This is a genomic window from Halobacillus sp. B23F22_1 (assembly GCF_043497005.1).
Classification (GTDB): Bacteria; Bacillota; Bacilli; order Bacillales; family Halobacillaceae; genus Halobacillus_A.
Genome location: NZ_JBIEKE010000002.1, coordinates 487,285 through 500,568 on the forward strand (window position 1 = coordinate 487,285; position 13,284 = coordinate 500,568).

At 38.9% G+C, this 13,284-nt stretch carries 11 protein-coding genes and 1 pseudogene; 9 read left to right on the top strand and 3 right to left on the bottom strand.

The genetic code is table 11. From position 1 onward, the window contains the following. Positions 1-83 precede the first annotated feature (83 nt). The 7 genes and pseudogenes from ACGTNH_RS10295 to ACGTNH_RS10325 all read left to right on the top strand — a co-directional run. On the top strand, positions 84-254 hold the full coding sequence (locus tag ACGTNH_RS10295; protein ID WP_188375887.1) for a YpmA family protein: 171 nt from the start codon (positions 84-86) through the stop codon (positions 252-254). Then, positions 208-738: a cell wall elongation regulator TseB-like domain-containing protein gene (locus ACGTNH_RS10300; RefSeq protein WP_394586627.1), complete on the top strand. Its 531-nt coding sequence runs from the start codon at positions 208-210 to the stop codon at positions 736-738. Before ACGTNH_RS10295 ends, ACGTNH_RS10300 begins: the two co-directional genes overlap by 47 nt. Positions 739-759: 21 nt before the next feature. Next, on the top strand, positions 760-1,944 hold the full coding sequence (locus ACGTNH_RS10305) for a pyridoxal phosphate-dependent aminotransferase (RefSeq protein ID WP_394586628.1): 1,185 nt from the start codon (positions 760-762) through the stop codon (positions 1,942-1,944). 22 nt (positions 1,945-1,966) lie between these two features. After that, positions 1,967-3,259 carry an asparagine--tRNA ligase gene (gene asnS / locus ACGTNH_RS10310; protein ID WP_394586629.1) on the top strand — a complete coding sequence of 431 codons (1,293 nt, stop codon included), beginning with the start codon at positions 1,967-1,969 and terminating at the stop codon, positions 3,257-3,259. Between the two features lie 74 nt (positions 3,260-3,333). After that, positions 3,334-4,029, top strand: a complete 696-nt coding sequence (locus tag ACGTNH_RS10315; RefSeq protein ID WP_394586630.1) for a DnaD domain-containing protein — start codon at positions 3,334-3,336, stop codon at positions 4,027-4,029. Between the two features lie 13 nt (positions 4,030-4,042). Then, positions 4,043-4,705 carry an endonuclease III gene (nth, locus tag ACGTNH_RS10320; protein ID WP_394586631.1) on the top strand — a complete coding sequence of 221 codons (663 nt, stop codon included), beginning with the start codon at positions 4,043-4,045 and terminating at the stop codon, positions 4,703-4,705. A gap of 296 nt (positions 4,706-5,001) precedes the next feature. Beyond that, positions 5,002-5,438 (top strand): annotated as a pseudogene (locus ACGTNH_RS10325) (IS3 family transposase); the annotation flags it as partial. A 58-nt stretch (positions 5,439-5,496) separates the two neighbouring features. On the opposite strand, the gene ACGTNH_RS10330 reads toward ACGTNH_RS10325, so the two are convergent. Then, positions 5,497-8,166, bottom strand: a complete 2,670-nt coding sequence (locus tag ACGTNH_RS10330) for a PBP1A family penicillin-binding protein (protein ID WP_394586633.1) — start codon at positions 8,164-8,166, stop codon at positions 5,497-5,499. Between the two features lie 16 nt (positions 8,167-8,182). Beyond that, positions 8,183-8,767, bottom strand: coding sequence for a Holliday junction resolvase RecU (recU, locus tag ACGTNH_RS10335; protein ID WP_394586634.1), 585 nt, complete (start codon positions 8,765-8,767; stop codon positions 8,183-8,185). Positions 8,768-9,261: 494 nt separating this feature from the next. Here recU and ACGTNH_RS10340 point away from each other — a divergent pair, with 494 nt between their 5' ends. Continuing rightward, on the top strand, positions 9,262-9,528 hold the full coding sequence (locus ACGTNH_RS10340; RefSeq protein WP_394586635.1) for a hypothetical protein: 267 nt from the start codon (positions 9,262-9,264) through the stop codon (positions 9,526-9,528). A gap of 56 nt (positions 9,529-9,584) precedes the next feature. Continuing rightward, on the top strand, positions 9,585-9,956 hold the full coding sequence (locus tag ACGTNH_RS10345; RefSeq protein ID WP_394586636.1) for a DUF1798 family protein: 372 nt from the start codon (positions 9,585-9,587) through the stop codon (positions 9,954-9,956). Positions 9,957-10,072: 116 nt separating this feature from the next. Here the strand turns inward: ACGTNH_RS10345 and ACGTNH_RS10350 are convergent, their stop codons facing one another. After that, positions 10,073-13,138 (bottom strand): efflux RND transporter permease subunit, encoded by a 3,066-nt coding sequence (locus ACGTNH_RS10350; RefSeq protein WP_394586637.1) that lies wholly within the window; start codon positions 13,136-13,138, stop codon positions 10,073-10,075. Positions 13,139-13,284 lie beyond the last annotated feature (146 nt).

Genomic DNA, 13,284 nt, shown 5'->3' on the forward strand with positions numbered 1-13,284 from the left:
TTAAAAGAACGAGAGACCTGTTATAATAGATTAGGTATTTACCGAAAAAGAACCAATGTATAAAGAGTTAGGAGATATGTCTAATGGCGAATAAAGTAGAAACCCTTTCCACAGTACGTGTGCAGAAAACGGACGATTTATACAAAATCGTAGATACGCTGAATCGTACGTTAAAAGAAGAAAATCTAATGTTTGGAATGGCTTTAGATGAAGATGATCGGGACACAGCGGTCTTCACAATTTACCGTACCTAAGTGGTTGAAATGGGTTCTTCTCATTTTCGGTAGTTTATTGATTATAGGAATAGGATTGCTGACTTGGATGTATTTTCATATTGAAAATACGCGTACAAGTCAATACGATGAAGTGAGTGAATTTGTATTAGGTGAAGGACTTCTTGAAAGTGTGGATAAAGTGACCCGTTATAATGGGGAGACTCCTATTCATATCGTTAATGGTATGGACGATCAGAACGAAGAACGATATCTTTTTATTGATTTTGTTAATCAAGAAGAGGTGTCTACTATATCTGCAGCAGACATGATTGATGAAAATTCGGCTAGAAGAAATGTAAACCAGTGTAATGGTTGTGAATTTGTAGATGTTCAGCTTGCATTTGAAGAAAATCGACCTGTCTGGGAAGTTACTTATAAGGATGAGAGTAACCGTTATGTTTTTGAATACTTAGACGTTAGAAACGGCGAGGAAGTACAACGTTTTGCGTTTCGCCAAACATAATTATTTTAAGGAGTGACCAAATTGAATTTAGCACAGCGAGTACAATCTTTAACACCATCAAGCACATTAGCGATTACAGCAAAGGCAAAAGCCCTAAAAGCAGAAGGTCATGATGTTATTGCTTTAGGGGCCGGAGAACCTGATTTCAACACTCCAGAGCATATTATCGAAGCAGCTAAACGTTCTATGGATGAAGGTTTAACGAAATACACCCCTTCAGGCGGCATCCCAGATTTGAAGAATGCCATCATTCATAAAATGAAAAAGGATCAAAATCTTACTTATACCCAGGAACAAGTCATTGTAACAATTGGAGCCAAACACGCCTTGTTTACTTTATTCCAAGTATTGCTAAACAAAGGAGAAGAAGTGGTGGTTCCAGCTCCTTATTGGGTAAGTTACCCTGAGCAAGTTAAGCTGGCAGAAGGTCGTCCAGTTATCGTACAAACGAAAGAAGATCAGCAATTTAAGCTGACCCCGGAACTGCTTGAACAATCCATTACGGATAAAACAAAAGCAGTAATTATTAATTCACCAAGCAATCCTACAGGGATGATGTATTCTAAAGAAGAACTGGAAGCAATAGGTGAAGTTTGTTTAAAACATGACATATTAATCGTTTCTGATGAAATCTATGAAAAATTAATTTATACAGAAGAAGCGCATGTTTCAATTGCCCAGCTTTCTTCTGAGCTTTATGAGCAGACGATTATTATTAATGGAGTATCTAAATCTCATTCGATGACTGGATGGAGAATTGGATATGCTCTAGGAAATAAAGATATAATCAAAGCCATGACAAGCATGGCCTCTCATTCGACTTCTAATCCCACTTCATTAGCTCAATATGGTGCTCTTGCAGCTTATACCGGTTCTGACGAAGATGTGGAAAAAATGAGAAATGCTTTTAAGGAGCGTTTAGCTAAGCTGCACAGCTGGTTAATAGAGATTCCCGGTGTCCATTGCGAGAAACCAAAAGGCGCCTTCTACTTGTTTCCTAATGTGAAGGAAGCAGCAACGATATGCGGGGTTGATAGTGTGGATGACTGGGTTAAAGACTTGCTTGATGAAGAAAAAGTGGCTCTCGTACCTGGTTCTGGTTTCGGGTCTCCGGACAATGTGCGTCTCTCCTATGCAACTTCTTTAGAACAATTAGAAGAAGCAGCTAAGCGAATTAAACGATTTATTGAAATGCGTCAATCATAAGTGAAATTTGGAGGTTTAAACAGTGAAAACAACGATTGCCGAGGTATCTAAGTTTGTAGGTGAAGAAGTAACGATAGGAGCCTGGCTCCACAATAAGCGGTCGAGCGGTAAAATCGCCTTTTTACAGTTAAGAGATGGAACCGGCTTTATGCAGGGGGTAGCTGTTAAAGCAGAACTTGGCGAGGACAAGTTTCAGGAGGCAAAAGGCCTAACTCAAGAATCATCTCTTTATGTTACAGGGGTAATAGTCGAGGATAGCCGCTCATCTTTTGGATATGAAATGCAAGTTAGCAACTTCGAGGTTATTCAAGAAGCAAAAGATTATCCGATTACTCCTAAAGAACACGGAACAGAATTTTTGATGGATCATCGTCATTTATGGCTACGTTCAAGAAAACAACACGCAGTAATGAAAATCAGAAATGAAATTATCCGTGCAACTTATGAATTTTTCAATCAAAATGGTTATGTGAAAGTAGATGCGCCAATCTTAACTGGTTCTTCTGCAGAAGGAACCACTGAACTTTTTCATACCAAATATTTTGACGAAGATGCGTATCTGTCCCAGAGTGGACAGTTATATATGGAAGCAGCGGCCATGGCACTAGGAAAAGTATTCAGCTTCGGTCCTACATTTAGAGCGGAAAAGTCTAAAACTCGTCGTCACCTTATCGAATTTTGGATGATAGAACCAGAAATGGCGTTCATGGATCATAACGACAGTCTTGAAGTTCAGGAACAATATGTATCCCATGTTGTCCAATCAGTCTTAGAAAATTGCAAGCTGGATTTAGAAGCTCTTGACCGAGATACAAGTGTACTTGAGAAAATTAAAGCTCCTTTTCCAAGAATCAGCTACGATGATGCTGTACTGCTGCTGAAAGAGAAAGGCTTTGATGATATCGAATGGGGGGAAGACTTTGGTGCCCCTCACGAAACGGTGATAGCAGAGAGCTACGATAAGCCAGTATTTATTACGAACTATCCTGCTGAGATTAAAGCTTTCTATATGAAACCTGACCCAGAGCGTCCAGAAGTAGTATTATGTGCTGACTTAATTGCACCTGAAGGGTATGGGGAAATTATTGGAGGATCTCAGCGTATTGATGATTTAGAGCTCATGCAACAGCGCTACGAGGAGCATGATTTAACTGGAGAAGCTTACAAATGGTATTTGCAGCTTCGTGAATATGGAACGGTACCGCATTCAGGATTTGGCTTAGGTCTTGAACGTACAGTGGCATGGATTTCTGGAGTAGAACATGTACGTGAAACCATCCCATTCCCGCGCTTATTGAACCGATTATATCCTTAATACAGAAAGATGAAAGCACCGATGCCCGTTAACCCTGTCGGTGTTTTCATTATTTAGCATCCTAGAATGAGGTGATGGAAATCGCTAGTTATTATAATTACCAAGCCGTACTTGATAGTCAAATTTCCTTGCCTAAGACGTTAATCACTCACTATAGAAGGTTAGGTATTGCAGAAAAAGAGCTTGTAACGGTTTTACAAATTCATCAATTCCACATGGACGGGAACTCTTTTCCTACTCCAGGAGAAATTTCCAACCGTACTTCTTTTACGGAAGAAGAATGTTCAAGAGTGTTAAGAAGCCTTATTCAAAAACAGCTTCTGACCATTGAGCAAAAAGACAGGGAACAGCAGGTAGGCAATGAATGCTATTCATTAGAGCCGCTTTGGGAAAAGTTATTTCAACAGCCAAAAGAGCAGAAAGAGCCAACTGCTCAGCCTGAAAATTTATTTCCTCTATTTGAACAAGAATTTGGACGCCCATTATCTCCATTTGAAATTGAGAATATAAATATATGGCTTGATCAAGAGGAGCAGGAACCGGCTTTAATTAAAGCTGCGCTTCGAGAAGCTGTATTAATGGGTAAATTAAATTTTAAATACATCGATCGGATATTAAGAGAGTGGAAGAGAAAGGGCATTCAGACTGTAGATCAAGCTAGACAGCATGGTAAAAAATTCAGACAAGGTCAGACGAAAAACACAGCTTCACCTAAGCCACCGGAAAAACGTGATATTTCCTTATATTACAATTGGTTAGAGGAAGAGTAAAAGAGGTAGGTATATGTTAAACAAAGCTCAAATAAGGTATTGTTTGAATACGTTTGAAGAAATGTTTCCTGAAGCAGAGTGTGAATTAACCCATAAAAATTCTTTTGAGTTACTTATCGCTGTCGTTTTGTCAGCTCAGGCTACAGATGCATTAGTGAATAAAGTAACACCAGGACTCTTTGAAAAATATAAAACTCCCGAAGATTACGTAAACGTACCGCTAGAAGAATTAGAACAAGATATTCGCAGAATTGGATTATATAGAAGTAAAGCAAAGAATATTCAAAAGTTAAGTCGTACAATGCTTGAAAAGTTTAATGGGCAAGTTCCTCAGACAAAGGCAGAATTGGAAAGTTTAGCTGGAGTAGGGAGAAAAACTGCAAATGTTGTAGCTTCGGTAGCATTTAAAGAACCGGCTATTGCGGTGGATACTCATGTGGAGCGAGTCTCTAAAAGACTAGGTATATGCCGTTATAAAGATTCAGTACTTGAAGTAGAGAAAAGGCTGATGCAGAAGATTCCAGAGGAAGAGTGGAGTGACACGCATCATCGAATGATTTTTTTTGGCCGTTATCATTGTAAAGCCAAAAACCCGAACTGTCATGAATGCCCCTTGTTATTTTTGTGTAGGGAAGGACAGAAGAGAAAGCGTAAAGAGGAAAAATTAATGCAATAAAAAACTCCAAGTCAGGGATAAAAAGTACCCTATTGAATAGACACTTTAAAAAAAGTCTACTCTATAGGGTACTTTTCTGTATAATAGGGACAATTTCAATTCGTACGGAGATGAGAAGATAAGTAAATGATTATTTAGCGATAAAGATGTTCAAGCCCTACAAGCGAAAACTTACGTGAAAACTGTCTCTACAAAGGGGATCACTTACACAGACGTATTCAAGCGCTTGGAATATGAAAAGAAAAAACTACATCTCAGATCTTTCAAGAAAACTGCTTTGATATTGATATGATCGGCAGAAAGCCTATTTAGCAACAATTAAGGATGGATCGACCAATCAAATTCTGGCTTATCATGTGACCCTATAACGATGGAGCTCGCAACGCTTACTATTGATAAATTGATGAAGAACCTGGCCATAACCTTGGCAGAGGTAGCCTTCATCCACTCCGATAAAGGAACACACTATACACCTCCTGAGTATCAAAATTATTAAAGAAACATAGCCTCGGGCAGTCCATGTCCAGCCGAGGGAACTGTTGGGATAATGCCCCACAAGAATCCTTTTTTGGTCACTTTAAGGATGAAATCGATCTTACATCTTGTAGAACATTCGAGGAAATAAAGCGAGAGGTCAAAAGTTATATGACACAACCATTTCAGAGGGCAATGGAACCTAAAAAAAATGACTCCTGCTTTTTGCAGGAATCATCTTCTTAATCACGTTGCCTAGTTTTTTTAAAAATGTCCTTTACGAAGGGTACACTTTAAGATGGTCTTGGAGTTTTTCTTTATTGTTCCTCGTTTTCTGGCTCTTCATTAGTTTCACCTGAAGAATCCTCTTCTTCAGAAGAGCCTTCGTCATCAGGCTCTGGTGATTCCTCAGTCTCTTCAGTATCCTCTTCTTCGGTAGGAGAGCTTTCTTCTTCACTATCCTCGTTTTCATTGTTTCCACTGTTTCCATTATTATCATCATTGTTGCCATTTCCGTTGTTTTCTTCTTCAGTATTTTCTTCAGATTCACCTTCATCATTAGATTCGTCTTCGGCATCTGACTCGCTGTTTTCATCAGTTTCTTCTTCCGTTTCTTCTCCGGATTCTTCTTCAGATTCCTCTTCCGTTTCTTCTGACTCTTCTTCACCACCTGGAACTGTAACACTGGCCGATTGAGGATCGCTTTCTTCAGCATCCCCGCTGTCACTTGCGGCAATAACAGTGAATTCATAGGTGGAACCAGGTTGAATTTGAGAGATTTCCATGCTTTGACTCTGCGTTGTAGTCAGTTCTCGAGCATCTCCGCCATCTGTAGCCACTGATACTTCAAAGGTAACATCGTCATCATCATAGCTCCATTCTAAATCTATAGCCTCTGTATCTTCGTTGTATGTGGCTGTTAATCCTCCGACTGCATCCATTTTATCAAATTGTTCGGACGTTTCAGTCGGTTTGTTATCCACGTGGAATAACTCACTTACAATTTGACTTTCAGGAGTGTAGTCACTAGGAAGCTCCGCCGGGCGAGAACCGTCTTCAACATCAACCCATTCGACCGAATCTGGTCTTTGAAAATCTTCGGGAGCGTTACCTTCGGATATGTGGCCCATAACGGATTTAAACAATTGCCGCGGAATTTGTTGAGAACTGTCAGACAAGTTTACGTTATTATCACTATACCCAGTCCAAATGGAAACGGAATAGTCAGTCGTATAACCACTAAACCAAACATCAGGTACAATGTCTTGACCATCACTAGTTTCGCGGTTGGTAGTTCCTGTTTTACCTGCTACCGGCAGTCCTGGAATATTTGCTGCAGTACCTGTACCGTCACTCATTACAGATTCAAGCATTGAGGTTATCATATAAGCTGTGGAGTCGCTCATAGCTGACTTAGATTCTGGCCTTAAATCAGTTGTCTGTCCGTCAGCAGATTCTACTTCCCGGACAGTATGAGGTTCATTATACACTCCACCATTACCAAAGGCTGCATAAGCCCCACTCATCTGAACAGGGTTTGTCAGTACACCGCCTCCTATGGCGTCAGAAAGATTCATGGTGTCATCTTCAAACTTGAAACCTAAACCTTCAACAAAAGGTTTAGCATTCTCTACCCCTGTCTCTTCCAACATTTTAATAGCAGGAATATTAAGTGAACGACTAAGTGCATATCTCATACTGACCCAGCCTCTAAATTCACCGTCATAGTTGTTAGGCTGCCATCCATTAATATCGATTTCTTCATCGTTGATTTGGTGATAAGTAGAGAGTTTTTCATTTTCAATGGCTGGTCCGAAAGCCGTGATCGGTTTAAAAGTTGAGCCTGGCTGGCGATTAATATCCGTGGCAAAATTATAGTTTCCTTTTGTATAGTTTCGTCCACCGCCAATAGCTCGAATGGCTCCTGATTTTGTATCTGTAACTGCAATACCAGATTGAAGGTCTTCATCCGGCCATGGAACTGTTTCATCGTTTAATACTTGTTCTACATATTCTTGAGCATTAGGATCAATTGTAGTATAGATATTTAGTCCATCTTCGTAAATATTGGCATCATCCATTTTCGCGCTCACTTCTTTTTCAACTTGGTCAATAAATGCGCGATATGGAGTGTTTTCCTCTTCAGTATCTTCTACAATCATATCTTCTACGTTCGTTTGTTTTGCTTCTTCCGCTTCTTCTTCAGTAATCTTGTTGTGCTGAACCATTAAATTAAGCACGGTGTTCATTCTCTTCTGAGCTAGATCAGGATTCTCGTAAGGATCATAGCCGGAGGGTCTCTGCGGAAGACCTGCTAGCAAAGCTGATTCTGGCAGTGTTAACTCATTTAAATCTTCTTTACCAAAATAGGTATCAGCTGCTTCAACTATTCCGTAAGCCCCTTGACCGTAATAAATTTTGTTTAAATACATTTCTAAAATCGATTCTTTAGAATACTGCTGGTCTAATTTAATCGCTAAGAATTGCTCTTGAACTTTACGTTCTAACGTTTTATCGCTTGTTAAATAAGAACGCTTAACGACCTGCTGTGTTATGGTACTTGCACCTTCTGATCCAAAACCGCTTGTGACATTGGAAAGAACGGCCGCTCCAATCCTCCTAGGGTCGATACCAAAATGATCAAAGAAACGAACATCTTCAGTAGCTAGAACTGCATCAACGGTTTGAGAGGGAAGATCATTATAACTTACTCTCGTACGTCTCTCATCTCCAGCTACATCTGTTATTAAGTTATCGTCTTTATCATAAATTTTAGAAGAAAAGGGATCAGATAATTGCTCTTCATCTAACGCAGGTGCCTTAGCGATGTAGTAGGCGAATAAAGCCCCTACAGCCAACATAAGAACGATTCCAATTGTTAATAACGTCATAAAAATCGATTTAACTGATGGTCGTTTCCGGCCTTTTGACTTTTTCGTGTTAAGTTGCTTTCTTCTTGCTGCTCTCGACTGACTTTCATTGGCCATGTCGTCATTCCTCCATTCAAAAATAGAGCTTATCTATAGCTTTGGCGTAATCGACTCTTGCTTGAAAGTGAAAATTAAGGGCAATTCCTTTTTCTTTAATATCAAGATAAGGTATCGATTTTCGCCCGCCATTTAATTGAACTTCCCAATAAGAAAACAAATTTTCTGCAGGGAAAAGATAGGTTTCATCATGCACAGTAAATTTAACGATAAGAAAACAAATTCCACCGTGTTGATGACAATCCTTCATGTGATCAATTTGATGCTGATGGATGTTACTCAAAGGAAATGACGTCTTGTTTTTTGTCTCCTTTGCTTCAAAATCCACGTAACGTCCTCGATAAACTCCGTTAAAATCAGTTGTGGAAGCTTGTTTAAAATATGCTTCCTTAATAACAGCCGCACTTCGTTTAGGGTAATGTACATCTACGATTTGAATCGGTGTAGGCTTTTTATGGATATTTGCAATGTTTGCGATGCGGTAATATTCATTAGTTGCAGCTATGTCATCCTCTAAAGTCATTCCCCTATTGCTAAAATCGGGTTTGGTTTTAGTATACGAAGCTCGGGCAGGGGACTTTTTCCCGTTTGGGTAATTCACAAACATTCCCTCCTAACATCATGAACGTATCATAACAAAAAAAGAGTTGTTCGTGTTAAAAAAATTCCTCCTCTAACTACAATTAATTAACGAACGAAACCCACAAAAGGTTTCATCTAATTATACGACGTGAAACATGATACGACAAATTATAATCAATAAAGCATAAGTAAAAAAATCCACTGTATATTAATTCGTTGCGCCATCTTATTTTCAGGGTAGGTTGTTTTAAAAAAAACGCTGCTCATACAGCAGCGTTTTTTTAAGAAAGTATTACGTGGAAGGTCTGTTCTCACCTGCTAATTTAGGGTTATCCGTTTTAGCGGGAGTTGGCTTTTTCTTTTGGGTTTTCTTTTGTTTTTTACTCATGATGGACCTCCTTCATCTATAAGATGTCTTTCTTTGTTGCATTAATTCTAGTTTTGTCATCCTCAAAGGAGTTATACAAAAGATCCAGAATTATCATAGCAAGAGCTTAAATAGGAGGAGATTAAATGAGTAAAGATCAATCAGTTTCCCGTGCTACTTATGAGCGTCAATTTGTTCAGCTGAAAGAAAAGTTTGAACTGCTTGAAAAGCGTTTATCTTTAAAAGCGGACGAAATTGTTTTTACGATGGCTGTTTCTCACCGTAAAGAAATTGATCAACTCAAAGAAGAAGTCATACATTTAAGAGAACAAATAAAGGACGTAAAAAAAACACAAAAATCGGGATACAAAAGAAATCTTCATTTATCCTCTAGGAAAAAATCAGTTGGATGAACTTTGCTTAGGCAGTATAAAGAATGATATGGTATGAGAAAAAGGCAGGGTGGGTAATGACGCTACGTGAACTTACAAATAAAATTAAAGAATTAATTGATCAACGTCATGAGACGTTTCTTCGCTCGGAAGGTCCTATTGATAAAAAGGATCATGCATTTTTTAACAAAGTAAAAGAAGAAACCAAACCGATGTTTGAATTAACACAGGATTGGTTGAAAGAAGCTGAGCTTTTCGTTAAAAACAGGGGTGTAAGTGTTCACCCCAACCAAGTAAAGTCAACGCATGAAAATATTGAAATGCTTATTTTGCATAGTTATTATTTAGATGTAGATAAGAAAAGATTTAAAGAACTTCATCAATCTTCTCATTATGTGCTTGATATGGTTTTAACAGATCTCGAAAAGAAAGAACACCCTCCTAGTTAGAAGAGAAAGCTATGGCCGTGAACGGCGGGGCGAACATTTGATCAACCATAAATAATCCGAACTGATTGTTACAGAATCGTTCGGATTATTTAATAATTTTTGGTTCCCGTCTCTGATTAAATTTTATGACCTCTTTTTCTGATCCGGTCAAGGATCAAATAAAACGTAGGTACTAAAATGAGTGTTAATGCCGTTGAGAAAATTAATCCTGATACGATTGATATGGCCAGTGGTTTAAACAACACGTCGCCCGTAAAAATAATTGGTGTTAAGGCAGCAATTGATGTAAGTGAAGTGAGAACGATAGGTCTAATTCGAGCTCTACCAGCTTCAATCACACTATCAGCTATAGATGTGTACTGATTTTTATTTTGTTCAATAAATTCAATAAGGATAACTGAGTTTCTAACTACAATCCCTGAGAGAGAAACAATACCTAATACAGCTAAGAAGCTCAGCGGTTCATTTGTAACAAACAATCCTATAATAGCTCCTGTAATCGCGATGAAAACCGAGCTTGTTATAAGAAGAGGCATCGTTAAAGAGTTAAATTGAAGCGCAATTGTTACATAGATAAGAAACAATACAATCACAAACAATTTTGATACCTCTACAAAAAAATCGGATTGAGCGTCAGACTGTCCGGTCTCTTCAATTGTGTAGCCTTCAGGCAGCTCAGAGCTGATTGCTTCAATCTCCTCCTGGGCAGTTGAAGTAAATACAGATTCTTCACCAGTAAGCGGATAGGCCTCGATTGTAATTGTGCGATCACCGTTGAGGTGTGGAATTACTCCAATCTGCTCACTCTCACTTTCATTAATAACCTCATCTAAAGTGAATTCATTGGGTGGTAAATCATTAACTGGTTCGCTTACAATCGTGAGCTCCCTTAAATTCACTCCATTCTCATTTCCGTCATCAACGAGCAGCTGAACAGGAAGACGTCCATTTCCATCATCAAAAGTTCTAAGAGGTAATCCGGTATTTGCCATTTGCAGTTGTGAAGTAACGGTTTCCAGAGAGATATTATTTTCTGCTAATAACTCACGGTCTGGACTGTATTCCTTTATCGGCTGCAAGGTTCCTATATTTAGAGTTACAATTTCTGAATATTCCAGAGATTCCAATCGGTCTTTTATGTTCTCAGCCTCTTTAGCTAATTTGTCAATACTAGGCCCCTGTAAATTAAGTGCCACAGGCGGGGAAGGGGGAGGTCCTGATACAATGGTGTCAAGGAAAATTTCAGCGTTTGTAAACTCATCCCTCAACTGTTCTTCCCAATCATTAATAAATGTAGTAGCGTTAGTTACGTTTCGATCTACACGTACGAGCAATTGACCGGTGTTTTCTCCTGATTGAGTGAGCGTTTCATTAAAAAGGTTTGGTAAGCCGCTTCCAGCGTATATAGCTGTTTCAGTAATCGTCTCTTCATTTTCTGCAAGCATCTTTTCCATTTCTTCCAGCTGTGCTTCCGATTCCTCTATAGTCGTACCTTGAGGAAATTTAACCGAAATCGTCACTTCCGGACGGTCAGCAGCCGGAAAAAATTCAAAAGGAATTTTAATGACAAGGAGTGACAAGAGTAGACAAACCAGAATTCCAGCTATGCCAGTTCGAATCGGTTTTTTCGTCACTTTAGGAAGCAATTGGTCAGCGTAACTTCTTTCTAATCGGTTGAAAAACTTTCCGAGCAGTCCAACTTTAGAAGATGTTTCTTTCTTCGCCCGCATACGCCTGACATATTGAACAGTAGGAATCAGAGTAAGTGCTATAAAGGTAGAGGCAAGTACTGTAAAAATTAATACACTAGGTAAAGCTCGAATAAATTCTCCATTCGTCCCAGAAATGAAAGTAAGCGGAAAAAAGCTGAATACGATCATTAGAGTGGAGGTAATGATTGATTTTCGGACCTCTCTTATTCCGTTTATCGTACCTTCTAAGGGAGAGTCGCCTAACTGAAATCTACGTTGAATGTTATCATTTACCACAATGGCGTCATCAACGAGAATACCTATCGCAATAATAATTCCAATCACTGAAATTTGGTTAAGATCGACTCCAATATAAGGAAGAGGGATCAGACCGACTAAAATGGAAATTGGAATGGCTATAGCCACTAATATTGCGGATGATAATGGTAACCCAAGGATCATGATAAATATAACCGCAAACAAAGAAATGGCAAAAGAAGTAACTAAGTTCGTGTATACTTCATCTATTACTGTGCTCTGGGTATAGAATTGGTCCACAGACACGTGAGAAGGGAGGTCATTTGAAAGGCTTTCTACTTCACCAGTAATATCTTCTTGTAAAGCTGAAATGTTAACTCCTTTTTCAGCAAGAACGGTCATCGTTAATGCACTTTGCTCCTCAACGGTAATGAGATCATTCACACTCTCATTTTCTATTTTGATTTCTCCGATATCACTAAACGTAACGGGCTCTCCGTTCTCGTCAGTTGAAATAGATAGTTCCTCGTATTGAGAAAGTTCATTAAATTTCTCAAAAGTTAATTGATAGATTGTATTGTTCTCTTCTTCAGTACCAATGGCGGCCGGGGAAAGTTCCTGCTGAATAGCTTCTAATACCTGATTTGGTGTCACTTGATATTCTTCTAATGCTTCATTGTTTAGAGAGAAGGTAACTCGTTGTTCAGGTAATCCTTTAAAATCAATGGAGTCGACACCATTTAAGGAGGAGAGGTTCTCCTGCCATTCATCGACCGTATTCCTTAGCTCATAAAGTTCTTCAGGAGAGTCAGCAAGCAGGTGATAAGCCGCGACAGCGGAAGAAGCCTGAGCGTGGCTGACTTCAGGTGATTCAGCCTGTTCAGGAAAGGTACTGGAGACATCAGTTGCTACTTGTTGAATTTGACTGTTAACGGTATCAGAGTCTGTGCTTCCATCCAAAGTAGCTGAAATGGTACCGAATCCGGTAGTTGAATTTGAGGTGAGCTCATCTATTCCATCTACATCCAGCAATTCTTCTTCAAGCGGGTTAATAACAGCACGTTCTATTTCTTCTGGCGATGCACCTGGGTAAGCAGTAGATATAGTTGCTACATCTACACTAATCTCCGGAATTTCACGTTTCGGTAATTGAAAATATGTAAAAATTCCTGTGAAAATGAGAATGATTACAAGTACCCATACCATTTTTTTATAATTAATTAGTTTCCTCATTTTTTTACCCACCTTTACGTTTGAAAAGTATAAGTTCAGTATAAACTTTTTCTTGACACTTGTGTCAAAAATAAAGGTTTCAATGTGCTGATTCTACAAAAGGAGTGAAAACGCTTTACAATAATGGAATAATCTTTTATAATTAC

Coding starts and splice junctions, on each gene's coding strand:
- ACGTNH_RS10295 (WP_188375887.1), top strand. CDS start 84: ATGGCGAATAAAGTAGAAACCCTTTCCACAGTACGTGTGCAGAAAACG.
- ACGTNH_RS10300 (WP_394586627.1), top strand. CDS start 208: ATGAAGATGATCGGGACACAGCGGTCTTCACAATTTACCGTACCTAAG.
- ACGTNH_RS10315 (WP_394586630.1), top strand. CDS start 3,334: ATGGAAATCGCTAGTTATTATAATTACCAAGCCGTACTTGATAGTCAA.
- nth (WP_394586631.1), top strand. CDS start 4,043: ATGTTAAACAAAGCTCAAATAAGGTATTGTTTGAATACGTTTGAAGAA.
- ACGTNH_RS10330 (WP_394586633.1), bottom strand. CDS start 8,166: ATGGCCAATGAAAGTCAGTCGAGAGCAGCAAGAAGAAAGCAACTTAAC.
- ACGTNH_RS10340 (WP_394586635.1), top strand. CDS start 9,262: ATGAGTAAAGATCAATCAGTTTCCCGTGCTACTTATGAGCGTCAATTT.
- ACGTNH_RS10345 (WP_394586636.1), top strand. CDS start 9,585: ATGACGCTACGTGAACTTACAAATAAAATTAAAGAATTAATTGATCAA.
- ACGTNH_RS10350 (WP_394586637.1), bottom strand. CDS start 13,138: ATGAGGAAACTAATTAATTATAAAAAAATGGTATGGGTACTTGTAATC.